23 protein-coding genes and 1 pseudogene are annotated in these 21,947 nt (G+C 65.3%); 7 read left to right on the plus strand and 17 right to left on the minus strand.

Annotated features, from left to right (window positions below):
* The 10 genes and pseudogenes from J6500_RS15070 to urtA form a co-directional block, all read right to left on the minus strand.
* A pseudogene (locus J6500_RS15070) lies at positions 1-176 on the minus strand (phosphohydrolase); the annotation flags it as partial.
* Positions 177-339: 163 nt separating this feature from the next.
* Complete coding sequence (locus J6500_RS15075) at positions 340-795, minus strand: endonuclease domain-containing protein (protein ID WP_225713492.1); 456 nt, start codon at positions 793-795, stop codon at positions 340-342.
* 413 nt (positions 796-1,208) lie between these two features.
* Positions 1,209-1,514, minus strand: coding sequence for an urease subunit beta (locus J6500_RS15080; RefSeq protein WP_225713493.1), 306 nt, complete (start codon positions 1,512-1,514; stop codon positions 1,209-1,211).
* A 9-nt stretch (positions 1,515-1,523) separates the two neighbouring features.
* On the minus strand, positions 1,524-1,826 hold the full coding sequence (locus J6500_RS15085) for an urease subunit gamma (RefSeq protein ID WP_176528888.1): 303 nt from the start codon (positions 1,824-1,826) through the stop codon (positions 1,524-1,526).
* Between the two features lie 47 nt (positions 1,827-1,873).
* On the minus strand, positions 1,874-2,710 hold the full coding sequence (locus J6500_RS15090) for an urease accessory protein UreD (RefSeq protein ID WP_225713494.1): 837 nt from the start codon (positions 2,708-2,710) through the stop codon (positions 1,874-1,876).
* Between the two features lie 44 nt (positions 2,711-2,754).
* Positions 2,755-3,450 (minus strand): urea ABC transporter ATP-binding subunit UrtE, encoded by a 696-nt coding sequence (urtE, locus tag J6500_RS15095; RefSeq protein WP_225713495.1) that lies wholly within the window; start codon positions 3,448-3,450, stop codon positions 2,755-2,757.
* Positions 3,451-3,538: 88 nt separating this feature from the next.
* A complete protein-coding gene (urtD, locus tag J6500_RS15100) occupies positions 3,539-4,300 on the minus strand; it encodes an urea ABC transporter ATP-binding protein UrtD (protein WP_225713496.1) in 762 nt (253 codons plus the stop codon).
* Between the two features lie 4 nt (positions 4,301-4,304).
* Complete coding sequence (gene urtC / locus J6500_RS15105) at positions 4,305-5,483, minus strand: urea ABC transporter permease subunit UrtC (RefSeq protein WP_225713497.1); 1,179 nt, start codon at positions 5,481-5,483, stop codon at positions 4,305-4,307.
* A 235-nt stretch (positions 5,484-5,718) separates the two neighbouring features.
* On the minus strand, positions 5,719-7,317 hold the full coding sequence (urtB, locus tag J6500_RS15110) for an urea ABC transporter permease subunit UrtB (RefSeq protein WP_376707810.1): 1,599 nt from the start codon (positions 7,315-7,317) through the stop codon (positions 5,719-5,721).
* Positions 7,318-7,435: 118 nt separating this feature from the next.
* On the minus strand, positions 7,436-8,764 hold the full coding sequence (gene urtA, locus J6500_RS15115) for an urea ABC transporter substrate-binding protein (protein WP_225713499.1): 1,329 nt from the start codon (positions 8,762-8,764) through the stop codon (positions 7,436-7,438).
* Positions 8,765-9,299: 535 nt separating this feature from the next.
* Here urtA and J6500_RS15120 point away from each other — a divergent pair.
* The 3 genes from J6500_RS15120 to J6500_RS15130 all read left to right on the plus strand — a co-directional run bounded on the left by J6500_RS15120 (position 9,300) and on the right by J6500_RS15130 (position 11,514).
* A complete protein-coding gene (locus tag J6500_RS15120) occupies positions 9,300-10,718 on the plus strand; it encodes a DEAD/DEAH box helicase (protein ID WP_225713500.1) in 1,419 nt (472 codons plus the stop codon).
* A gap of 24 nt (positions 10,719-10,742) precedes the next feature.
* A complete protein-coding gene (gene infA, locus J6500_RS15125; RefSeq protein WP_139480297.1) occupies positions 10,743-11,033 on the plus strand; it encodes a translation initiation factor IF-1 in 291 nt (96 codons plus the stop codon).
* A gap of 268 nt (positions 11,034-11,301) precedes the next feature.
* The gene (locus J6500_RS15130) at positions 11,302-11,514 is read left to right on the plus strand and encodes a cold-shock protein (RefSeq protein ID WP_016842648.1); all 213 of its coding nucleotides are present in this window, start codon (positions 11,302-11,304) and stop codon (positions 11,512-11,514) included.
* A gap of 142 nt (positions 11,515-11,656) precedes the next feature.
* Here the strand turns inward: J6500_RS15130 and J6500_RS15135 are convergent, their stop codons facing one another.
* From J6500_RS15135 to J6500_RS15165, 7 genes are all read right to left on the minus strand, one after another.
* Positions 11,657-12,301, minus strand: a complete 645-nt coding sequence (locus J6500_RS15135; RefSeq protein ID WP_376707808.1) for a TadE/TadG family type IV pilus assembly protein — start codon at positions 12,299-12,301, stop codon at positions 11,657-11,659.
* On the minus strand, positions 12,292-12,843 hold the full coding sequence (locus J6500_RS15140) for a TadE/TadG family type IV pilus assembly protein (RefSeq protein WP_225713502.1): 552 nt from the start codon (positions 12,841-12,843) through the stop codon (positions 12,292-12,294). Before J6500_RS15140 ends, J6500_RS15135 begins: the two co-directional genes overlap by 10 nt.
* A gap of 167 nt (positions 12,844-13,010) precedes the next feature.
* Complete coding sequence (locus J6500_RS15145; protein WP_225713503.1) at positions 13,011-13,520, minus strand: pilus assembly protein N-terminal domain-containing protein; 510 nt, start codon at positions 13,518-13,520, stop codon at positions 13,011-13,013.
* 164 nt (positions 13,521-13,684) lie between these two features.
* A complete protein-coding gene (locus J6500_RS15150) occupies positions 13,685-14,932 on the minus strand; it encodes a glycosyltransferase family 87 protein (RefSeq protein ID WP_225713504.1) in 1,248 nt (415 codons plus the stop codon).
* 11 nt (positions 14,933-14,943) lie between these two features.
* Positions 14,944-16,020 carry an acyltransferase family protein gene (locus tag J6500_RS15155; RefSeq protein WP_225713505.1) on the minus strand — a complete coding sequence of 359 codons (1,077 nt, stop codon included), beginning with the start codon at positions 16,018-16,020 and terminating at the stop codon, positions 14,944-14,946.
* The gene (locus J6500_RS15160; RefSeq protein ID WP_225713506.1) at positions 16,017-17,489 is read right to left on the minus strand and encodes a hypothetical protein; all 1,473 of its coding nucleotides are present in this window, start codon (positions 17,487-17,489) and stop codon (positions 16,017-16,019) included. The genes J6500_RS15155 and J6500_RS15160 overlap by 4 nt, the downstream gene beginning before the upstream one ends.
* A gap of 23 nt (positions 17,490-17,512) precedes the next feature.
* The gene (locus tag J6500_RS15165) at positions 17,513-18,340 is read right to left on the minus strand and encodes a sterol desaturase family protein (RefSeq protein WP_225713507.1); all 828 of its coding nucleotides are present in this window, start codon (positions 18,338-18,340) and stop codon (positions 17,513-17,515) included.
* 293 nt (positions 18,341-18,633) lie between these two features.
* Between J6500_RS15165 and J6500_RS15170 the strand changes: the two genes are divergently transcribed.
* The 4 genes from J6500_RS15170 (at position 18,634) to J6500_RS15185 (ending at position 21,932) form a co-directional block, all read left to right on the plus strand.
* Entirely contained in the window at positions 18,634-18,798 is a 165-nt protein-coding gene (locus J6500_RS15170; RefSeq protein ID WP_211987897.1) for a Flp family type IVb pilin, read from the plus strand.
* A 169-nt stretch (positions 18,799-18,967) separates the two neighbouring features.
* Positions 18,968-19,492, plus strand: a complete 525-nt coding sequence (locus tag J6500_RS15175) for an A24 family peptidase (RefSeq protein ID WP_225713508.1) — start codon at positions 18,968-18,970, stop codon at positions 19,490-19,492.
* Between the two features lie 146 nt (positions 19,493-19,638).
* Positions 19,639-20,433 (plus strand): Flp pilus assembly protein CpaB, encoded by a 795-nt coding sequence (gene cpaB / locus J6500_RS15180; protein ID WP_225713509.1) that lies wholly within the window; start codon positions 19,639-19,641, stop codon positions 20,431-20,433.
* A gap of 17 nt (positions 20,434-20,450) precedes the next feature.
* Positions 20,451-21,932 carry a type II and III secretion system protein family protein gene (locus J6500_RS15185; protein ID WP_225713626.1) on the plus strand — a complete coding sequence of 494 codons (1,482 nt, stop codon included), beginning with the start codon at positions 20,451-20,453 and terminating at the stop codon, positions 21,930-21,932.
* Positions 21,933-21,947: the final 15 nt, after the last annotated feature.

The following is a 21,947-nucleotide window of genomic DNA, read 5'->3' on the forward strand; positions in this document are numbered from 1 at the left end:
CAGCCCGCGGCAACGAGCTCGGCATCGGCGCCATCGGTCACCTGCGCGAGCAGGTTCGCGACCTCGGCGAGGTGGTTGATATAGGGCTCGTTACCCCGCCCCTTGCGCGCCATGCCGTTATGGCGGCGCGCAGCGAACTCGGCAGCTTCGGAGATCAGACGGATCGCGGGGAGCATGGCTACGGCGCTCCCGTTTGAGCGGGCGCACTATCGGCGCGCGATGAGATGACTTCCGCCGGAGCCCGGGGCTTACCCCTCTCCCCAACCCTCCCCCGCAAGGGGGGAGGGAGCCTGACCAGCGTGCTCACCTCAGCTCGCGTTACCATTACTTTCTGTACCATCAGCGTTCCTCCGCTCTATCGGACCCTGAGGTAAGGGACGCACCAGCGGAAGGGTTCCCTCCCCCCTTGCGGGGGAGGGTTAGGGAGAGGGGTGCCGCTTGCTGCGCTGCTTCCGCGATGCTCAGAGCAACACCTTCCAAATTCTTCGTCACGTCGTCATTGGTGAACCTCAGCACGCGATACCCGCGCGATGCCAACCACGCATCCCGCCGCTCGTCGCGGCGAATACGTTCTTCGAAATCATGGCTCTCGCCATCGACCTCGACAATCAGCTTGCACGAATGCGCGACGAAATCCGCGATATAGTTGCCGATCGGCGCCTGGCGGCGAAAATTGAGGCCGGCGAGTCGATCAGCCTTGAGATGGCGCCACAGCAAAGTCTCCGCACGCGTCATGGTGCGGCGGAGCTGCCTGGCGCGATCGCGCTGCGTATCGCTCACCTGAGTGTGCGGCATACCCCTCTCCCCATCGCAAATGTGAGGGACGCACCAGCGGAAGGGTTCCCTCCCCCCTTGCGGGGGAGGGTTAGGGAGAGGGGTGCCGCTTGCTCTGGTTGGTAAACTGAGGCGAGAAGCACGCTTGCATCGTTCGCGCCGCCGAGTTGGATTGCGCGCGCACGCAACGTCTCATCGGTCGGCGCCCGGGGCTTACCCCTCTCCCCAACCCTCCCCCGCAAGGGGGGAGGGAGCCTGACCAGCGTGCTCATCTCACGTTGCGTTACAACTACTTTCCGTACCATCAGCGTTCCTCCGCTCTATCGGACTCTGAGGTAAGGGACGCGCCGGCGGAAGGGTTCCCTCCCCCCTTGCGGGGAGGGAGCCCTGCCAAAGTACTCACCTCACAAGCCATCACAGCGACCCCGCGCGAATCACAGCTTCCCCTTCACCTCGGCGCGGAAACCGTGGATCACGCGCTTGCCCGCCAGCGCGACGAGCTGGACGTCGCGGGTCTGGCCGGGTTCGAAGCGGACGGCGGTGCCCGCGGCGATGTCGAGGCGCATGCCGCGGGCTTTCTTGCGGTCGAATTTCAGCGCCGGATTGGTTTCGAAGAAATGATAGTGCGAGCCGACCTGGATCGGGCGGTCGCCGGTGTTGGCGACCGAGAGCGTCACGGTCTTGCCGCCGGCATTGAGCTCGATCTCGCCGTCCTTGATGAAGAGTTCGCCGGGGATCATGTCGGGCTCCTATCGGATCGGCTCGTGCACGGTGACGAGCTTGGTGCCATCAGGGAATGTCGCCTCGACCTGGATGTCGTGGATCATCTCCGGGATGCCATCCATCACCTGCGCGCGGGTCAAGACCTTGGCGCCCGCCTGCATCAGATCGGCGACGGTACGGCCGTCGCGCGCGCCCTCGACGATGAAATCGGTGATCAGCGCGATCGCCTCGGGGTGGTTCAGCTTGACGCCGCGCTCGAGCCGGCGGCGCGCCACCATCGCCGCCATCGACACCAGCAGCTTGTCCTTTTCGCGGGGAGACAAATTCATGCGAGCACTCTGATCGTCTTGACAAGGATTGATTGAGCCACAGCCACCTAGCTCAGCCAGAGTCTTGGCAGCGGCACCGCGGAGGCGCGGCCGAGCACCGTCATCATGTCGGCGCGCAGCCTCGCCGCATCTTGGGCACAGAAGCGCGCCATTGCAAAGCCATTCCAGGCGGAGAGGCCGACCTCGCCGCCGAAACTGTCCGAGGCCTCGCGGATGCGCTCGACCAGCGCCTCGTCGCCGGGCACGATCAGCGTGGTGCCGATCGCGGTGGCGCCGGCCGCGACCGCGCGCCTTGCGAGCTTCTCGCCGATCTCGCTATCGAGGCGGACGGTCTCGGCGAACACCAGCCGGCTGCCGCGGCGCAGCCGCCAGCGGTCGACGAACTCGCCGTGGCGCATGGTCTCGCCCATCGCGGCGCGGCCGAACACCACGATCTCGCAGAGCAGCAGCGATGCGCGCTCCGCAAGGTCGATGTCGAAGCTGCGGTGGATCCGCGCACGGTCGAACAGGATGGTCTCCTGCGGCAGCCAGCCGAGATGCGCGCCAGCCGCGACCTTGAGCGCGATGTTAAGTCCGGCCGCCGCGGCAGGGGCGCGATAGACCTTTTCGGCAGCCGCAGTGGTCAATGTCAGGCGGCAGCCCTCGCCGGCCGCAATCGCGATGTCGAACCGATCGCCGCCGGCAATGCCGCCGGCAGTATTGACGAACATCGCCGACAGGCCGTCGTCTTCCGGCGATGGAAAGCGGACGCGCAGCGAACCGGATTCGTGAAGATCGCCGCGGCGGGTGACGCCGTCGGCGAGATGCACGCCGAACCGCACCGCGCCCTGAGCGCGGTTCGCCGCAAACGTCGCCGCCGTCGCGCTTGCGATCCCGCTCCGCATGTCCCCAGACGCTCCCTCACCCACGCCGCAGAGCGACGATACTCTTACAGCGCCATCTGGCGGCTGATCTCGGCGGAATCGAGGTTTGCGCGGTCGCTGGTATATTTCACCGCACCCCGGTCCATCACGGCAAAACTGTCGCCGAGTTCGCAGGCAAAGTCGAGATATTGTTCGACCAGCACGATCGCGATGTTGCCGAGGTTGCGCAGGTAGGAGATGGCGCGGCCGATGTCCTTGATGATCGAGGGCTGGATGCCCTCGGTCGGCTCGTCGAGCAGCAACAGTTTTGGCCGCATCACCAGCGCGCGGCCGATCGCAAGCTGCTGTTGCTGGCCGCCGGAGAGATCGCCGCCGCGGCGGCCGAGCATGGTCTCCAGCACCGGAAACAGCGAGAACACGTCGTCGGGGATGTTGCGGTCCTCGCGCTTCAGCGGGCCGAAGCCGGTCTTCAGATTTTCCTCCACGGTCAGCAACGGGAAGATCTCGCGGCCCTGCGGCACGAAGCCGATGCCGCGCCGCGCCCGCTCATAGGGCTTCAGCGCCGTGATGTCCTTGCCGTCGAAATTGATCGCGCCCGAGGCGATCGGGTATTGCCCGACCATCGCGCGCAGCAGCGAGGTCTTGCCGACGCCGTTGCGGCCGAGCACGCAGGTGACCTTGCCGGGCTCGGCCGCCAGCGAGACGCCGCGCAGCGCCTGCGCAGCGCCGTAGAACAGATTGATGTCTTTCACTTCGAGCATCGGAAACACCTTTGCGGGCGAATAGCGAATGGCGAGTAGCGAATAGGGGAAACAGTCAATCTATTCGCTACTCCCTATTCGCCATTCGCTACCTACCCAGATACACTTCGACCACGCGCTCGTTCGACGACACCTGGTCGATCGAGCCTTCGGCGAGCACTGAGCCCTCATGCAGGCAAGTCACCTTGACGCCGAGCTCGCGGACGAAGGTCATGTCGTGCTCGACCACCATGATAGTGTGGTTCTTGTTGATCTGCTTGAGCAGCTCGGCGGTCAGATGGGTCTCGACGTCGGTCATCCCGGCGACGGGCTCGTCGACCAGCAGCACCTTCGGATCCTGCGCCAGCAGCATGCCGATCTCGAGCCACTGCTTCTGACCGTGGCTGAGACTGCCGGCGAGGCGGTTGCGGGCGTCGGTCAGGCGGATGGTCTCCAGCACCTTGTCGATCCGCTCGGACTCGCCCTTGCTGCCGCGCCAGAACAGCGTGCCGCGCACAGAATGATCGACATTGAGCGCAAGCAAGAGATTGTCCTGCACGGTCTGGCTCTCGAACACGGTCGGCTTCTGGAATTTGCGGCCGATGCCGAGCTCGGCGATGCGGGTCTCGTCCAGCCGGGTCAGGTCGACGCTGCCGTCGAACAGCACCGTGCCCTCGTCCGGCTTGGTCTTGCCGGTGATGATGTCCATCATCGTGGTCTTGCCGGCGCCGTTCGGGCCGATGATGGCGCGCATCTCGCCGGGCTCCAGTGCCAGCGACAAATTGTTGATGGCGTGGAAGCCGTCGAACGAGACGTGCACGCCGTCGAGATAGAGCATGGCCGAGGTGGCGCGGGTATCCATGACGTTCATCTGCCTACTCCGCCGGGTTCGGTGCACCGATGCCGTCTTCGCGCGCGGCGCTTTCCTCGTCGGCCGCAATGCCGGCGCTGCGCCGAGCTTTCCACGGCTCCCACCACGCGTTGAAGGTGCCGACGATGCCCTTGGGCAGCAGCAGCGTCACCAGGATGAACAGCGCGCCCAGCATGAACAGCCAGTACGGCGCCAGCGGCCCCGAGGTGAAGAAGGTCTTGGCGTAATTGACGACGACGGCGCCAAGCGCCGCGCCGACCAGCGTGCCGCGGCCGCCGACCGCGACCCAGATCACCGCCTCGATCGAATTGGCCGGCGCGAACTCGCTCGGATTGATGATGCCGACCTGCGGCACGTAGAGCGCGCCGGCGACGCCGGCCATGCAGGCCGACAGCGTGAACACGAACAGCTTGTAGGTTTCGACCCGGTAGCCGAGGAAGCGTGTGCGGCTTTCGGCGTCGCGGATCGCGATCAGCACCTTGCCGAGCTTGGAGGTCACCACGGCCCGGCAGATCAGGAAGGCGATCACGAGCGCGAGGCAGCTGAGCAGGAACAGCGCGCAGCGCGTGCCATCGGCCTGCACGTTGAAGCCGAGGATGTCCTTGAAGTCGGTCAGGCCATTGTTGCCGCCGAAGCCGAAATCATTGCGGAAGAAGCCGAGCAAGAGCGCATAAGTCATCGCCTGCGTGATGATCGACAGATAGACGCCGGTGACGCGCGAACGGAAGGCGAGCCAGCCGAAGCAGAACGCAAGCAGCCCCGGCACCAGCAGCACCATCAGCGCGGCAAACCAGAACTTGTCGAAGCCGTACCAGTACCAGGGCAGCTTGTCCCAGTTCAGGAACACCATGAAGTCGGGCAACACGGGATTGCCGTAGACGCCGCGGCTGCCGATCTGGCGCATCAGATACATGCCCATGGCGTAGCCGCCGAGTGCGAAGAACGCGCCGTGACCGAGCGAGAGGATGCCGCAATAACCCCAGATCAAGTCGATCGAGAGCGCCAGGATGGCGTAGCAGACATATTTGCCCCACAGCGCCACCAGATAGGTCGGCACCTGGAACATCGAGCCCTGCGGCATCAAGAGGTTCGAGAGCGGGATCAGCACGCCCAGTCCGGCGACGATCAGGATGAAGGTCGTCGCGGCGCGATCCAGCGAACGGGTGAGGATATGCGGGGTCATCGGCGCGCTCCCTTGCCTCTCCCGCTTGCGGGGGAGCGCCGGCCGCCATAGGCGGCCGTTCTTGGAGAACGCCGAAGCGAAGCTTCAGCTACGGCGCGCGTCAGCGCCTGGCGGGTGGGGGTTCCTCCACATCGGGAGTGCACGAGGTGGAGAGACCCCCACCCCAACCCTCCCCCGCAAGCGGGAGAGGGAGTGGCAGCGCAGTTCGGGGCAATCAATGGTCGCTGAAGCCAGGTCATGCTTCCACCGTCCGTCCCTTGAGCGCGAACAGGCCGCGCGGCCGCTTCTGGATGAACAGGATGATCAAGACCAGGATCGCGATCTTGCCGAGCACCGCGCCCGCCACCGGCTCCAGGAACTTGTTGGCGATGCCGAGCGTGAAGGCGCCGACCAGGGTGCCCCAGAGATTGCCGACGCCGCCGAACACCACGACCATGAAGCTGTCGATGATGTAGCTCTGGCCGAGATTGGGACTGACATTGTCGATCTGCGACAGCGCCACGCCGGCGATGCCGGCGATCCCGGAGCCGAGACCGAAGGTCAGCGCATCGACGCGCGAGGTGGCGATGCCCATCGAGGCTGCCATGCGGCGGTTCTGCGTCACCGCGCGCATTTCGAGGCCGAGCGCGGTGTAGCGCAGCATCGCCAGCAGGATCGCGAATACGGCGAGGGTGAAGCAGAGGATCCAGAGCCGGTTATAGGTGATGGTGATCTGGCCGAGATCGAAGGCGCCGCTCATCCAGGAGGGATTGCCGACCTCGCGGTTGGTCGGGCCGAAGGCGGTGCGCACCGCCTGCTGCAGCACCAGCGACAGGCCCCAGGTCGCGAGCAGCGTCTCCAGCGGACGGCCGTAAAGGAAGCGGATGATGCTGCGCTCGATCAGCACGCCGATCGCGCCGGCGACCAGGAAGGCCAGCGGCACCGCGATCAGCAGCGAATAGTCGAACAGCGCGGGGTAGCGGGTGCGGATCACCTCCTGCACCACGAAGGTGGTGTAGGCGCCCAGCATCACCATCTCGCCATGCGCCATGTTGATGACGCCCATCACGCCGAAGGTGATGGCGAGGCCGATCGCGGCGAGCAGCAGCACCGAGCCGAGCGACAGGCCGTACCAGGCATTCTGCACCATTGACCACATCGCCAGATTGCTCTGGATCGAGGCGACCGCGCTCGCGGCCGCCTTGGCGACCAGCGGCGGCTGGTCGCCGCCGAGCCCGGTGAGCAGCGCCAGCGCCTCCTGGTCGCCGCGCGCCTTGACCACCGAGACGGCGTCGAGCTTGTCGCTGTCCGAGGCGTCGGACTTGAACAGGATGATGGCGGCGCGCGCCTCGGCGAACGCCTGCTTGATCGCCTTGCTGCTCTCCTTGGCGAGCGCGCTCTCCACGGTCGGCAGCAGATTCTCCTCGTGGCTCTTGAACACCGATTGCGCGGCGGCAAGGCGTTTGGCCGGATCGGGCGACAGCAGCGTCAGGCCGCCGAGCGCAGCCTCCACGGTGCGGCGCAGGCGGTTGTTGAGCCGCACGGCGGCGGCACCGTCGGGCAGCTTGTCGACCGCGGCGCCGCTGGCGGCGTCGACGATCTTGCCGTCGGTTCTTGTGATGAAGACCTTCTTGCTGCCGGGATCGGCGGACAGCCGGCCATCTTGCAGCGCGCTGATGATGGGCGAGGCAAGCGGATTGCCTGACGATGCGACCTCGCCGACCGCAGCCTCCGTGTCGGAGAACTCGTCATTGGCGAATTTTGCCACGGAGTCCTCGAACGGGCCGGCCAGCGCCGGCAGGGCAAAGCAACTCAGCAGCAAGATCGACAGAAGCAGCGCACGAGCGCGATCAATACAATAGACAAACACCTGAAAACCCCGGCAGGAGTGTGGGGAGAAGGCGGCGAGCGGTGCCGCCTTCTCCGGTGTTGGAAGGTTGTGTTGTGTCGTGGATCGAGTCAGCAGCGCCCGATCAGGAGCCCTGACCGCCGCACTTGTTGGTCTTGACGTTATAGTTGCCGCACTTCTTCTCGACCCAGTCGCCGATCAGGTCCTTGGAGCCATCGAGCTCCTTCGACCAGGCATCGCCGGCAACGAGGCCCGGGGTCTTCCAGACCACGTCGAACTGGCCGTTGCCCTTGATCTCGCCGATGAACACCGGCTTGGTGATGTGGTGGTTCGGCAGCATCTTCGAGATCCCGCCGGTCAGGTTCGGCGCCTCGGTGCCGGGAAGCGCGTCGATCACCTTGTCCGGATCGGTCGACTTCACCTTCTCGACCGCCTTCACCCACATGTTGAAGCCGATCACGTGCGCTTCCATCGGATCGTTGGTGACGCGCTTCGGGTTCTTGGTGTAGGCCTGCCACTCCTTGATGAACTTCTCGTTCTCCGGCGTCTTGATCGACTGGAAGTAATTCCAAGCGGCGAGATGGCCGAGCAGCGGCTTGGTGTCGATGCCGGCGAGCTCTTCTTCGCCGACCGAGAACGCGACCACCGGAATGTCGGTCGCCTTGATGCCCTGGTTGCCGAGCTCCTTGTAGAAGGGAACGTTGGCGTCGCCGTTGATGGTGGAGACCACGGCGGTCTTCTTGCCGGCCGAGCCGAACTTCTTGATGTCGGCCACGATGGTCTGCCAGTCGGAGTGGCCGAACGGCGTGTAGTTGATCATGATGTCGTCCTGGGCGACGCCCTTGGACTTCAGATAGGCTTCCAGGATCTTGTTGGTGGTGCGCGGATAGACATAATCGGTGCCGGCCAGCACCCAGCGCTTCACCTTCTCTTCCTTCATCAAATAGTCGACGGCGGGGATCGCCTGCTGGTTCGGCGCGGCGCCGGTGTAGAACACGTTGCGCTCGGACTCCTCGCCCTCATACTGGACGGGGTAGAACAGGATGTTGTTCAGCTCCTTGAACACCGGGAGCACGGACTTGCGCGACACCGAGGTCCAGCAGCCGAACACGACCGCGACCTTGTCCTTGGTGATCAGCTCACGCGCCTTCTCGGCGAACAGCGGCCAGTTCGAGGCGGGGTCGACCACGACGGCCTCGAGCTTCTTGCCGAGCACGCCGCCCTTCTTGTTCTGCTCGTCGATCAGGAAAAGGATGGTGTCCTTCAGGGTGGTTTCGCTGATGGCCATGGTGCCGGAAAGCGAATGCAGGACGCCCACCTTGATGGTGTCGTCGGCCGCTTGCGCGGGCGAGAGCGGCGAGGACGCTGCCAGGCCCATAACCAGGCCGGCGGCCGCCGCGAGGGCGCGGCGACGGGTCATCGTCGCTATATCGTGAGTAAGCTGAGTAAGCATGAAATGTCATCTCCCTGACGCAGGCGTGAACGCTCGCGAAACGGCCGTCTGGCCGCCTGCGGTTAAGAGAATCGCAAGAACTGTGCCACGCCTCGCGGGTGCGTTAAGTCAATGAACCGGCTAGGTAATTTCGCGCACTCCGGGTAAATACGGAGCTGACTGCTCAATCCTTGGGCCATCAAAATGGATGTCGAAAAGGCAGACTGACTATAGAATAGGCAGATTTGGTGCTTTGGCTAAATTTCCGGCATCCGATTGTGACGGTGTGCGCGATCATTGGTCGACCAGCTTTCGCCGCCGGCGGCGCCGGGAACACCTTGAAAGCGCCGCGTTCCTGCGCCATATCGGTGTCGTTGCCCGCGTGAATCGCGGTGCACCACGCGAGCTGCGTGTTCCAAGCCGTCTCAACGGCTTCTGGCTCGCCTTTCAGCTAACCCCAGCTTGATGCCCCAGACACGCGGGTGTCCCGACGCCCTCGTGCGATCCTGGCCATATCCGGCCGGGACGACGACTGCTTTACGGAAAGAACCACCTTTTGACCTCCTTTCAGGATTTCGGCCTGGCCGATCCCATCGCCCGCGCGCTTCGAGAAGAGAATTATCTCACGCCGACCCCGATCCAGGCCCAGACCATCCCGCTCGCGCTCACCGGGCGCGACGTGGTCGGCATCGCCCAGACCGGCACCGGCAAGACCGCGTCCTTCGCGCTGCCGATCCTGCACCGGCTGCTCGAGAACCGCGTCCGTCCGCAGCCGAAGAGCTGCCGCGTGCTGGTGCTCTCCCCCACCCGCGAGCTGTCCGGGCAGATCCTCGACAGCTTCAACACCTATGGCCGCCACATCCGCCTGTCCTCGGCGCTCGCGATCGGCGGCGTACCGATGGGCCGCCAGGTCCGCGCCGTGATGCAAGGCGTCGAAGTTTTGGTGGCCACCCCCGGCCGCCTGCTCGATCTCGTGCAGAGCAACGGGCTCAAGCTCAACCAGGTCGAGTTCCTGGTGCTCGATGAGGCCGACCGCATGCTGGACATGGGCTTCATCAACGACATCCGGAAAATCGTCGCCAAGCTGCCGATCCGGCGGCAGACGCTGTTTTTCTCGGCCACCATGCCCAAGGACATCGCCGAGCTCGCCGAGGCGATGCTGCGCGACCCGGCCCGCGTCGCGGTGACGCCGGTGTCCTCGACCGCCGACAGGATCGCCCAGCGCGCGATCCAGGTCGATTTCGCGGCAAAGCCGGCGGTGCTGGCCGAGCTTCTGAAGCAGGAGCCGGTCAATCGCGCCCTGGTCTTCACCCGCACCAAGCACGGCGCCGACAAGGTCGTGAAGACGCTGGCGAAGGCCGGCATCGAGGCCAATGCGATCCACGGCAACAAGTCGCAGAATCACCGCGAGCGCACGCTGGCGGCGTTCCGCTCCGGCGAGATCCGCACGCTGGTGGCAACCGACATCGCCGCCCGCGGCATCGACGTCGACGGCATCAGCCATGTGGTGAATTTCGACCTGCCCAACGTGCCCGAAACCTACGTGCACCGCATCGGCCGCACCGCGCGCGCCGGTGCCGAAGGGGTCGCGATCTCGCTGGTCGCGGGCGCCGAGGAGATCGGCTATCTGCGCGATATCGAGCGGCTGATCCGGATCACGGTGCCGCGGGAAGACCGCCGCACGGCCGGCAGCCGCGACGCCGCGGCGCCGGCCCAGGCGCCCCAGCCGCACCGGGGCGGCCGTTCCGCGCCGCGAGCCCACAATGTCCGTGGGAACGAGGCCGTTCAGAGCGCAAAAGGGCCTCGCCGCCGCCGCCGTCGAGGTGGTAATACTGGCGCGCCGCAGACGAACCGGGGCGAGTCGCCGCGTCCGTCGCAGGCCGGCAACAGCGAAGGCATCCAGGGCGTCGCCTTCTTGCATCGCGAGAGCCGGCCGAAACCGCAACACAACCGCAACAACCGACCGAAGCACTAGCCGTCGCTCGATCTGGAGAACCATATGGCTAAGGAAGAGCTGATCCAGTTCGAAGGACTGGTGACCGAAATCCTCCCCGACGCTCGTTACCGGGTGCAACTCGATGCCGGACACGAGATCGTCGCCTACACCGCCGGCAAGATGAAGAAGAACCGGATCAAGACGCTGGCCGGCGACCGCGTCACGATCGAAATGTCGCCCTACGACCTCGAAAAGGGCCGGCTGATCTTCCGCCACAAGGACGAGCGGCCGAGCACGCCCGGCGGTCCGCCGCGGGGCGGACCGCAGCGCGGCGGCCAGTTCCGCCGCCGCTAACGCGGGACGTTGCAACTGCTGCGCGCATGACGGCTCGATGTCATGCATGATAATGGCCGGCGTCCGCGCCGGCCAAAAAATCGCGCACGTCAGGATTGTTTTGAGGCCTTCTATCGAATAATATCCTACCCATCGATTTTCGGCCGGACGACATTAGCTAATACCGGTACAGCCGGTTCAGACGCTGACGACCCTTCCAAAAATTCGATCTCACCACCCCGCCCACCAGCGGGTCTTGAACTTGTATATCTGAGAAGGGACTACCCACGTGAGCATGGGAACCGTGAAGTGGTTTAACGCAACCAAGGGCTACGGCTTCATCCAGCCGGATGAAGGCGGCAACGACGTGTTCGTGCACATCAGCGCCGTCGAGCGCGCCGGTCTTGGCACCCTGCGTGAAGGCCAGAAGATCTCCTACGAGATCGTGGCTGACCGCCGCTCGGGCAAATCCTCGGCCGACAATCTCCGCGCCGCTGGATAAGCCGATTTCCTGCCGGGCGTGAGCCCCGGGAAATTGCCTTAGGCAACGTCAACGCAATGATGGCCGCTCCTTCGGGGGCGGCCATTCTTGTTTGGATGTTCGGATCGTGCCGTCAGGGATCGCGAATGAAGCCCCAGCGCCGTCACGTCGTCGGACAGGGCGTAATGGTTCCCGAGGCCGGCGTCGGATAGATCACGCATTGCGATTGCCGCGGGCGGGTGTAGGCGACGTCGCTGAGGTTGATGCCGGTCTTGCCCATCACATAGCCGACCGCCGGCTTGTAGGTGTAGCTGACCTCGCTGAAGATCAGAAAGGTGTTCGGGATCAGCAGCGCCGACGGAATGACGCTGGTGACGTCCTGCCCGCTGGCGCGCGTCGACGTCGTCAGCGTCGCCGTCGTGGAGCCGCTGGCAATCGTCGCGGCCTTGCTCCACTTCACCTTAGCGACCTTCGTCGCGTCGACAAAGACCTCCGACAGCTGGGCTTTGGTCGGCGTCGCATCGTAGGGCATCATGATGCCGATGCTGGCGCTGAAGAAGCTGGTGAGATCGCTGTCCGCCACCGATTGCGACTGCGAGGCGAGGTCGGACAGCGTGCGCGCCATCAGCGTCACCTTGCGGTCGACCGCGATGCCCGACGAGAACTCGACGGTGCCGAAGAACAGCACCAGCATCACCGGCAGGATCATGGCGAATTCGACGGCGGCAAGGCCCCGGCGATCGCTCTTGAACGTGATGAGGGCGCGCAGAAACGCGGGCAGCATTTTCGTGAACTCGCTCATGAGCATGTCGTACCGGACGCGCCGGAGGGTTCGTTTTTGAATGCCGCGCTCGCGGTCAGCAGCCGCTTGCCGTTGGGAAGGTTGGCGACGTTGAAGCCGAGATTGGTGACGAACAGCGGCCATTGATAGAACAGCCGCACCACGACGACGTCACCTTGACTGCCCGGACACCATTTCACCTGGCTGGGATCGAGTATGGGCACGATGTTGACGGCGCTGAAGCCGTTGTTGGGATAGCTGCGTACGTCGACATAGATTCCGTTGGTACAGTCGAACAGGGCGCTGATCTTGTTGCAGACATAGTCCTTGAACTGTCCCTGGGTGTAGGCCGCGTTCTGCGCCTGGCCGGTCATGATCATGCGCGCGGAGTCCTGCGTCACGGTCTCGAGCACCTGGCCGGCGAAGAACACCATCGCGATCTCGATGATCGCGAACAGCAGCGCGAAGAACAGCGGCGCCACGAGCGCGAATTCGACCACGGCCGAACCGCGGCGGTTACGGCGAAAGCGGCGCAGGAGGTGGAAGAAGGAACGGGCGGGCAACGGCATTAACGACCCCGGAACTGCATGGCGGCAACAACTACCGAAAACTCATTGTTGAAGTGTTTCGCCGGATCGAGACAGAATGACCCGATCCGTTAGGCCGGTGTTAACCATGCAGTGTGGATCGCGCTGCGATCGGCCCATGCGCCTTGCGGCGCCGGGACGGCAGCGCGTCAGTTGGTGGGCTTACCCGCGGCGGCGCCCGAGCCGGAGGCTTGGCTGCTCAGCGAGCCCGCCTGGTCCATCGTCGCCTTGAAGTAGGTCTCGCCGTCGCCGAGGGTGACGCGGCGCTGGCAGACCGGCATGCAGCTGTAGGTCTCGCGGTCGACGCCGCGATAGACCGTGACGAGCTGGTCGGTCGGACCCTCAACCTGGATCTGGCGATCGACCAGCACCTGTCCGGTGCGGTCGAGTGCGATGAAATTGGTTGCTCCATAGCCCTTGCCGGTGACCACGACGACGCCGCCATTCTGCAGCGTGACGTCGGCGATCAGGGGATTGCCGACCACGATCGTGGCAATGCCTGATGGCAGCTTGACGAGCTTGGCCTGGTCGACATTGACCGCGATCCGGTCGGGATCGGGCGCAGCCATCGAGACGGCGGGCCAAAGCAGCATGGCTGCGGCCGCGAAGATGAATCCAACGCGCGTGACGGCGCGAATACGCTGGGACTGAAACGACATACTCTACCCCGGGACGTTGACAAGCCGGCAAAAGCGATACGCAGCGGACCGGCGCCCGACAGCGGCGAATCTGACGGGAATTCATTTAAGAAGAGCAAAAATCGGCCCGCGAATTGCGCGGATGGACCAACTTGCCCGGCGCTCACGCGAGCTGCCGGGCAGCCTCACCGCTCGGCAATCGCCGGACTGAGCCGCAGCGGCGGCTCCGCGGTTGCGTGCTGGCGGCGCAGCACGACCACGATCAGCGCCATCGTCAGCAGCGGCGCGAACCTGCTCGCGGCGATCAGTGCCGGCGGGCTGATCGTCGGCACCAGCCACAGCATCAGCGCGAATGTCCAGCGCCATGACGGCGGGGATTGCGCCGCCGTCAGCCAATAGGCCGCGGCCACCACCAACAGCGCCTGGTCGTAGGGCCCGGAATGCGGCGCGGCGAGCACCGTGGCGGCGAGGAAGACCACCAGCTTCTCCCGCGTGCCGAGCCGCGAGCGAAACGCGACGATGACGGAGCCGGCGGCGAACAGGATGGCGGCCAGTTGCAGCGCCGAGGCCAGCCGCTGCGGCGCGCCGAGCAGCACCGTGCAGGTATAGACGCTGTTGCCCCACATCCGGCCGTACTCGATCCACTTGGCATCGGGGCTGATCAGGTTCTGGACGATGACGGGTAACCAGCGCAGCCAGAGGTCCCAGCCGAAGATCAATCCGCTCGCTGCCGCCAGCGCCAGCGCCGAGAGGCCGGACGCCCACAGCGTACGCCATTGCCCCGCCGCGACCAGGGCCAGCGGCACCAGAATGCAGAATTGCGGCTTGAACGTCAGCAGCCCGAGGACCAATCCGCCCAGCGTCGGCCGGCTGTCGAGCAGCCGCAATCCGCCGACGATCAGCGCGGCCACCAGGAACACGAGCTGGCCGTCGATCACGTTGATGACGGAGCCCGGACACAGCAGCACGATCGCGAGCACGACGCCGTAGGCCGCCCAGCCATCACCCCTCGACCGCAAGGCGAGCGCCAGAAGGCCTGCGCTGACGAGCTGGAATGCGACATAGGCGCCAAAGAAGCCCAGCGGCGCGAACGGCAGCAGCAGCACCAGGAAGCTCGGCGGATAGGCCCAGGGCCGAAACGCCAGCGGCTGCGACAGCCAATCGGCAAAGGACCCGTTGAGGAATGCAGTGAAGCGGTCGCCGTCGAACAGCAGCGCCTCGTGGCCATCGAGCACCGCGCGGATCGCGCCGTAGAACACCATCCAGTCGGTGCCGAGCGTGTTGTGGTCGAACCCGATCGTGCCGGGATGGTGGATGGTCGTGACCAGAAGCGCCACCGCGTAGAACGAAGTGACCACGCCGGCGATGAACACGACCATCGGCGGCCGCAGGACCGGCGCACTGATCGGCGGCGAGGCAGGAGGGTTGTTCATCGCACGATCCATCACGTGGTGGTGACAACGGCTTTCGGCCCGCGGCCCGCCGCGGCAAGCGCATGGCCCAGCCGAATGAAGTGGCGCTCGATCCTCGGTTCGATCAGATAGACGCTGAATGCCAGCGACGCCGCCGACGCCAGCAGGAACAGCGGCATCGTATCCAGCGTAACGGCGGAGACGATCGCCGACACGACCGCGAAGTGGATCAGGTAGATGGCGTAGGAGTGCCGGCCCAGCAGCGCCATCCACGACAGCGAGACATTCGAGAGCAGGACCACGAACGCGATCGCGGCCAGCACGAGCAGCTCCGCGCCCCATGTCGAGACCAGCGCCGCGCCGGCCAGCAGCAGCGCTCCAACAACCGGCCTGCCTTTCAGCTCGACGACATCATACATCAGGATGCCGAATGCGAAGCAGATGATCTGGCGCGGCAGCCATGAGGTCGAGATGCCGTCGGCGAGGTAGGCGTGGCTGCCCGGCAGCGACGCCGCCAGCCACGGCGTCACGTAGTGATCGGCGGCGAGCTGGCCGGCGACCGCGACCAAAGCGAGCAGCGCGTAGCACTGTATCGGGCCATTGGGCCGCCGAAACAGATAGAGCAACAGCGGAAACACGAGATAGAACTGCATCTCGACCGCGATGCTCCAGCCACCCGGCACGACCGAATTGTAGGCGGTGACGCTGGTCCAGTGCAGGAACAGGAAGGTGAGCAGCACGTCCGAAGCGCTGACGCCGTCAGGCGCGAAGTTCCTGATCCCCTGGCCCCTCGTCAGCAGCAGATAGAAGACGATGGCGATCCAGAACAGCGGCACGATCCTGAACACGCGCCGGATATAGAACGAACGGGCCGCGGCGAGATCGACCGTGCGGCCGAAGGTCAGCATCATGGTGTAGCCGCTGACCATGAAGAACAGCGGCACACCGAGCTCGCCGCAGCGCTGCGCGAACCAGGCGAGCGCGGGGCTGGCGGTCCTGGCCTCCTCCTGGCAATGCACCAGGACGACCATCAGGATGGCCATGCCGCGCAACAGATCGAGCGAGGCATTGCGCCGCGTCGCTGCGCCGCCGGTCGCATCGACGCTCATTTCAGAACACCGGGATTGGCAAGCTCGCTGCCGGTGCGGACATGCACCACGGCGTCGCCGTCGGCGTAGATGCGCCGCCAGCCACCGAGGCGATCGAGCACCTGCACGGCAGGCGTCGCCGGCTCGAGCATCACCGCGTCGATGTCATAGGTCTTGAGCAGGCCGAGGAAACCGTCGACGTCCTTGAGCTGGAGCGCGCGGTAATAGTTCATCTCGAACTTCTCGCCGTAGAGCTCGGCGCGGCCGTCGACGAACACCGGCACCTGCCGCCAGATCAAATAACCGCCGAACGGCAGGTCGTTGAGCACGCGCTTGACGCCGTGCGCCTTGAGGGCGTCCACCGCCGCCACGGGCGACTGGGCCGCCGGCGGCGCGATGTCCTGGCGTGCCGCAACGGCAACGGTCGAGGCGCAGAGCCCGGCAACCAGCAGCGCCATGGGCACGGCCTGCAATCGCACGGCGGCGGCGCCGCGCCAACCGAACTGGGCTGCCATCGGCGTGAGCACGACGAGCGGCAACAGCAGCGCGAAGACCTCGATGTTCCTGGTGTGCGACAGCACCATGTGGAGCAGCCCCAGCACCAGCGCGATCCGCGGCGGCGGCAGCCGGACGCCGCAATAGAGCGCGCCGCCGATCAGGCCGAGCAGCGCCAGCTCGAGCGGCCCGATGCGGCCGAAATCGGCCGGCATCCACTCCGCGATCAGACGCAGCAGCTCGCCGAGGCTGAGGATCTTCAGCGACGCCAGGATCGAGCCCCAGCCGTAGGGCGTCACGCAGCAGGCAACCAGCGCGCCGATCCCGAACGCGGTCCAGCGCAGCGCCAGCGGCAGCCGCTGCTCCGGGGCGGCATTCCAGAGCGCATCGAGCGCGAAGGCGCCGAGCAGCACCAGGCCGAACAGGAATCCGCCGTGCAGATTAGCCCACAGCGCAATCAGCGGCAGCAGCCAGAACGAGGGCGCCTCGCGCCGCTCGCTGGCGCTCATCAGGCTGTACGTCCACAGGATCATGACCGGCAGCACCAGCACATGCGGACGGGCGAGCAGATGCCCGCAGGCCAGCATCAGCGCCACCAGCGCGACGAGGCTGGCATGAAGCGCCGGCATGCGGCGGCTGAGGATATCGGTGAGCAGCGCGACGGCGGCGGCGATGCAGGCCGCGGCCAGCGCCGCCGGACCGGCCCATCCGGCCAGATCATAGGCCTTGGCAAACAGAACCTGCGACAGCCAGGACGACGACAGCCAGGGCTCGCCGGCCTTGGTGAAGGAATAGATGTCGACGGTCGGCAGCGCGCGGTGGTCGAGGATCCAGCGCCCCACCGCGATCTGCCAGTAGCTGTCGGAATCGGCCAGCAGCCTGACGCCGACGATCAGGAGCGCCGCATAGACGCCGCACGCCATCCAGCACCAGGCCGGCACCGCGCTGAATAGGGATGCCCTCTGCTGCGGGATGGTTGCGGTTTCAGAGCCCATGGCGACAAACGCCGATCAGCGCGTCATTGGCGGAACGGATAGGCCAGCTGTCCCGGCAGCTCCGAGGGAATTGCCTTGTCGTCCGCGCCATAGGTCTCCGGCAGCACGTTGTCAGGCATCCGGAACGTTCCGAACAGGATATCCCAGAGCGGGAACGTGCCCGCGAAATTGGTGTCGCCGCCCTCCTCGGCCGCGGTGTGATGCCAGCGATGGAAGACGGGCGTCGCGATCACGTATTTGAATGGCCCGAGCGTCCAGTTGAGGTTGGCGTGCACGAACGCCGAATGGAACGTGGTGAACGGGCCGACCCACAGCATGATGTTCGGCGAGATGCCGGCCATCAGCAGGATGACATCGACCGAGATGGTGCCGATCAGCAGGTTGACGGGATGGAAGCGCGCTGCCGAGATCCACTCGAGATCTTCGGATGAATGATGAATGGCGTGATACTTCCAGAACCCGCCGCCATGAAACATCCGATGCAGCCAATAGAGCATGAAGTCGGAGGCGACGAGAAAGATGATCGCCTGCAGCCACAGCGGCAGCTCCGACAGCGGACCGTGGCCGTTGTCGTAGAACGCGACGAGCTCGTCGGCGCCGTGCACGTTGAACACCGCGGCCGCGCCGACCACCAGCAGCCCGATGCGAAACACGCGGGCGAACACCGGCACGAAGAACCAGTAGCAGATGTCGGTGACGAGCTCGCGCTTGCGCCACCACGGCTTGCCGGGATTGCAGGCCCAGAAATGCGTGAGCACCGTGAAGACGACTGCCAGCATGAGCGTGATCGGCAGCACCTTCACCATGGTCTGGCCGATCATCTCGAGGATTTCAAACGGCAGCGTGGACATAGACCGGCCTCATTCGACGGGAAGTCTCATGGGTATAACTCCGCGCTTAAGGAGCTGTGAATCACGGCCGCCGCCAAGGGCTGCAAGCGGCAGCAGAAACAATGCGCAATTTTAGCAGGCCGCTTAATGCCAAATTTACTGTGCGCAACAACAGCCTGTTCCCGCCGAGTTTACTCGATCAAATTAACTGCAACGAAATCGTCGAACCGTAGCTTGCGGCAATGGTCACGGTGCTGAGAACGCCGGGCAGACCTAATCGAGTTCGACCAGCCACGTGCACACAGGAGCTATTTATGAAGAACCTCGTCTCGCGCTTTTTGAAGGATGAATCGGGCGCGACCGCGATCGAGTACGGCCTGATTGCTGCCGGCATTGCCATCGCGATCATCGCTGCGGTCAACGGCGTCGGCACCCAGCTGTCCACCAAGTTCAACACGATCTCGTCCTCGCTGAAGTAAGCCGGTTCCGGCACTTCGTGCTCAAAGGTCCCGGTATTCCCGGGACCTTTGCTATTGGCGGGACAGTCGTCCGCCGCCCCGGATTCGCGGGCGATCGTTTCCCGATTGTTCACCATTGGCCGCTAGCGTCGGTCCTCGACCTCAGCTCCCGGCTTGACGGCGTACACCCATGATTCTCGACCTCGCACGCTTGATGCTGTTTCCGGCCCTGATGGCCTTCGCCGCGGCGAGCGATCTGTTGACCATGACGATCCCGAACCGGGTCTCGCTGGCGCTGCTGGCCGGCTTCCTGATCATGGCGCCGCTGACCGGGATGGGCCTGCACGAGATGCTCAATCATGCCGGCGCCGGCGCGCTGGTCCTGGTGGTGGCGTTCGGCATGTTCGCCATGGGCTGGCTCGGCGGCGGCGACGCCAAGGTCGCGGCGGCCGCCGGCCTGTGGTTCGGGTTCGAGCATCTGCTGGCCTATCTGGTATTCGCCTCGCTGTTCGGCGGCGCGCTGACCGTGCTGCTGCTGCAGCTCAGGCAGTATCCGCTGCCGTATCCGCTGACGTCGCAGGCCTGGCTGATGCGCCTGCACGACAAGCAGACCGGGGTGCCGTACGGCGTCGCGCTCGCGCTCGGCGCCCTCGTGGTCTATCCGGAGACCGACTGGATCAAGGCGATCGATATCGCGCGCTTCGCGATCAGTTGAATCTGGGGCTGAAGCCGGCCGGACAGCAGGTAACCCCCTGTTAAGGCGATTTAGATACGCCTCATTAACCATGCTTTGACGAATAGCTGGTCAACTCCCATCACGGCGGCGGCAGCGTCGCGGCGTCATGTGGAAAGTGAAGCGTAATGAATACGGCCCGCATTCTGGTCCTCGCTATCGCAGGCTGCGCCGGCCTCGCCGCGCTCTATCTGGCGAGTGGAAACGACGAAAAGCCGGCGCCCGCTCCGGCGGTCGTGCAGCTGCCGACGGTCGACATCCTGGTCGCAAAATCCGACATCGGGCTCGGCCAGTCGCTGAAGCCTGAAGACCTGCAGTGGCAAACCTGGCCGGCCGCGACCGCCAGCACGAGCTTCCTGCGCAGAGACACCAACGCCGAAGCCATCAGGGACGTTACCGGCTCGATCGCTCGCGCGCCTTTCATCCAGGGCGAGCCAATCCGCGAGCAAAAGCTGGTCAAATCCGATGGCAGCGGCTTCATGGCCGCGATCCTGCCGAGCGGCATGCGCGCGGTGTCGACCGAGATTTCGCCCGAGACCGGCGCCGGCGGCTTCATCCTGCCGAACGACCGGGTCGACGTGCTGCTGTCGAAGCGGGAGAAGAATCCGGACCGCAGCGGCGCCGATATCGTCAATTCCGAGGTCATCCTGACCAATGTCCGCGTGCTCGCGATCGACCAGGCGCCGAAGGAGAAGGACGGCGCCAACGCGCTGGTCGGCAAGACGGTCACGCTGGAGCTGAAGCCCGAGCAGACCGAAACGCTGGCGCGCGCGCGCCAGAGCGGCGTGCTGTCGTTGGCACTGCGCAGCATCGCCGACGTCAACGCGCCCGAGGTCAGGACCGAGGACAATCACAGCAAGCGCGGCGAGACGGTGAACGTCATTCGCTACGGCGTTGCCAGCCAGGCAACCATGCAGAAGTGACGATGAGGGCAGACCAGATGAAGTGCGGGGCAACTCACCGGACGATGCGGACCCTCCTGGTCCGCGCCCTGTCGTTTTCGGCCGTCGCGGCGCTCACGCTCAACCCGGCGCTGACGCCGGTGGTGGCCAGCGACTACCGCGCCGCCGCGCCCGCGGCGGCCGACGGCAGCCAGATGAACGCCCGCTTCCTGGCGCTCGGCATCGGCAAGTCGGTGGTGATCGACCTGCCGCGCGACATCAAGGACGTGCTGGTCGCCGATCCCAAGATCGCCAACGCCGTGGTGCGCTCGGCGCAGCGCGCCTACATCATCGGCGCCGCCGTCGGCCAGACCAACATCGTGTTCTTCGACGCCAGCGGTCAGCAGATCGCGGCCTATGACATCGCCGTCAAGCGCGACCTCAACGGCGTGCGCCAGGCGCTGCGCCAGTCGCTGCCGAATTCCGACATCACGATCGAGGGCGTCGGCGACGGCGTGATGCTGACCGGATCCGCGGCGAGCCCGATCGAGGCGCAGCAGGCCGGCGAGATCGCGGCACGGCTCGCAGGCGGCGCCGATAAGGTGGTGAACTCGATCGTGGTTCGCGGCCGCGACCAGGTGATGCTGAAGGTCACCGTCGCCGAGGTCGCGCGCAGCCTGATCAAGCAGCTCGGCATCGATCTCACCGCTAACCTCAACTACGGCACCGCCGTGGTCAAATTCACCAATGCCAATCCGTTCACGGCCTATGGCCGCAGCCTGACCGGCAACACGCTAGGCGCCTCGTTCGGACCGACCGGAAACCCGTCGGTGTCGGCGACGCTGCGCGCGATGGAAAGCGCCGGCGTGGTCCGCACCCTGGCCGAACCGAACCTGACCGCGATCTCGGGCGAATCCGCCACCTTCATCGCCGGCGGCGAGTTTCCGGTCCCTGCCGGCTACTCCTGCGATCCGACCACGCATGTCTGTACCACGCAGATCAGCTTCAAGAAGTTCGGCATCTCGCTGAACTTCACGCCGGTCGTGCTGACGGAGGGACGGATCAGCCTGCGGGTGATGACCGAGGTCTCCGAGCTCTCCAACGACAATTCGATCACGCTGTCGCAGGCGGTGACCGCGACGACGGTCAACTCGGTGACGGTGCCCTCGATCAAGACCCGCCGCGCCGAGACCACGCTGGAGATTCCCTCGGGCGGCGCCATGGCGATGGCCGGCCTGATCCAGGAGCAGACCAAGCAGGCGATCAACGGCTTCCCCGGGCTGATGCAGCTGCCGATCCTCGGCACGCTGTTCCGCAGCCGCGACTACGTCAACAGCCAGACCGAGCTGATGGTGCTGGTGACGCCCTATGTGGTCCGCGCGGTGGCGCAGAAGGACCTCTCGCGTCCGGATGACGGCTTCGCCAACGCGGCCGATCCGCAGGCCGACCTGCTCGGCAGCATCAATCGCGTCTACGGCGTGCCTGGCCGAACCGAGCCGGCGCGGAATTACCGCGGCACCTACGGCTTTATTACGGACTGAGGCGGGACGATGAGA

Origin of the sequence: Bradyrhizobium semiaridum (assembly GCF_020329505.1) — a bacterium.
GTDB lineage: Bacteria > Pseudomonadota > Alphaproteobacteria > Rhizobiales > Xanthobacteraceae > Bradyrhizobium > Bradyrhizobium semiaridum.

What these genes read in the sequence shown, in the direction of transcription:
- J6500_RS15075 (WP_225713492.1), bottom strand. Translation starts at nt 795, where the DNA reads ATGCCGCACACTCAGGTGAGCGATACGCAGCGCGATCGCGCCAGGCAG.
- J6500_RS15080 (WP_225713493.1), bottom strand. Translation starts at nt 1,514, where the DNA reads ATGATCCCCGGCGAACTCTTCATCAAGGACGGCGAGATCGAGCTCAAT.
- J6500_RS15085 (WP_176528888.1), bottom strand. Translation starts at nt 1,826, where the DNA reads ATGAATTTGTCTCCCCGCGAAAAGGACAAGCTGCTGGTGTCGATGGCG.
- J6500_RS15090 (WP_225713494.1), bottom strand. Translation starts at nt 2,710, where the DNA reads ATGCGGAGCGGGATCGCAAGCGCGACGGCGGCGACGTTTGCGGCGAAC.
- urtE (WP_225713495.1), bottom strand. Translation starts at nt 3,450, where the DNA reads ATGCTCGAAGTGAAAGACATCAATCTGTTCTACGGCGCTGCGCAGGCG.
- urtD (WP_225713496.1), bottom strand. Translation starts at nt 4,300, where the DNA reads ATGAACGTCATGGATACCCGCGCCACCTCGGCCATGCTCTATCTCGAC.
- urtC (WP_225713497.1), bottom strand. Translation starts at nt 5,483, where the DNA reads ATGACCCCGCATATCCTCACCCGTTCGCTGGATCGCGCCGCGACGACC.
- urtA (WP_225713499.1), bottom strand. Translation starts at nt 8,764, where the DNA reads ATGCTTACTCAGCTTACTCACGATATAGCGACGATGACCCGTCGCCGC.
- infA (WP_139480297.1), top strand. Translation starts at nt 10,743, where the DNA reads ATGGCTAAGGAAGAGCTGATCCAGTTCGAAGGACTGGTGACCGAAATC.
- J6500_RS15135 (WP_376707808.1), bottom strand. Translation starts at nt 12,301, where the DNA reads ATGCTCATGAGCGAGTTCACGAAAATGCTGCCCGCGTTTCTGCGCGCC.
- J6500_RS15140 (WP_225713502.1), bottom strand. Translation starts at nt 12,843, where the DNA reads ATGCCGTTGCCCGCCCGTTCCTTCTTCCACCTCCTGCGCCGCTTTCGC.
- J6500_RS15145 (WP_225713503.1), bottom strand. Translation starts at nt 13,520, where the DNA reads ATGTCGTTTCAGTCCCAGCGTATTCGCGCCGTCACGCGCGTTGGATTC.
- J6500_RS15150 (WP_225713504.1), bottom strand. Translation starts at nt 14,932, where the DNA reads ATGAACAACCCTCCTGCCTCGCCGCCGATCAGTGCGCCGGTCCTGCGG.
- J6500_RS15155 (WP_225713505.1), bottom strand. Translation starts at nt 16,020, where the DNA reads ATGAGCGTCGATGCGACCGGCGGCGCAGCGACGCGGCGCAATGCCTCG.
- J6500_RS15160 (WP_225713506.1), bottom strand. Translation starts at nt 17,489, where the DNA reads ATGGGCTCTGAAACCGCAACCATCCCGCAGCAGAGGGCATCCCTATTC.
- J6500_RS15165 (WP_225713507.1), bottom strand. Translation starts at nt 18,340, where the DNA reads ATGTCCACGCTGCCGTTTGAAATCCTCGAGATGATCGGCCAGACCATG.
- J6500_RS15170 (WP_211987897.1), top strand. Translation starts at nt 18,634, where the DNA reads ATGAAGAACCTCGTCTCGCGCTTTTTGAAGGATGAATCGGGCGCGACC.
- J6500_RS15175 (WP_225713508.1), top strand. Translation starts at nt 18,968, where the DNA reads ATGATTCTCGACCTCGCACGCTTGATGCTGTTTCCGGCCCTGATGGCC.
- cpaB (WP_225713509.1), top strand. Translation starts at nt 19,639, where the DNA reads ATGAATACGGCCCGCATTCTGGTCCTCGCTATCGCAGGCTGCGCCGGC.
- J6500_RS15185 (WP_225713626.1), top strand. Translation starts at nt 20,451, where the DNA reads ATGAAGTGCGGGGCAACTCACCGGACGATGCGGACCCTCCTGGTCCGC.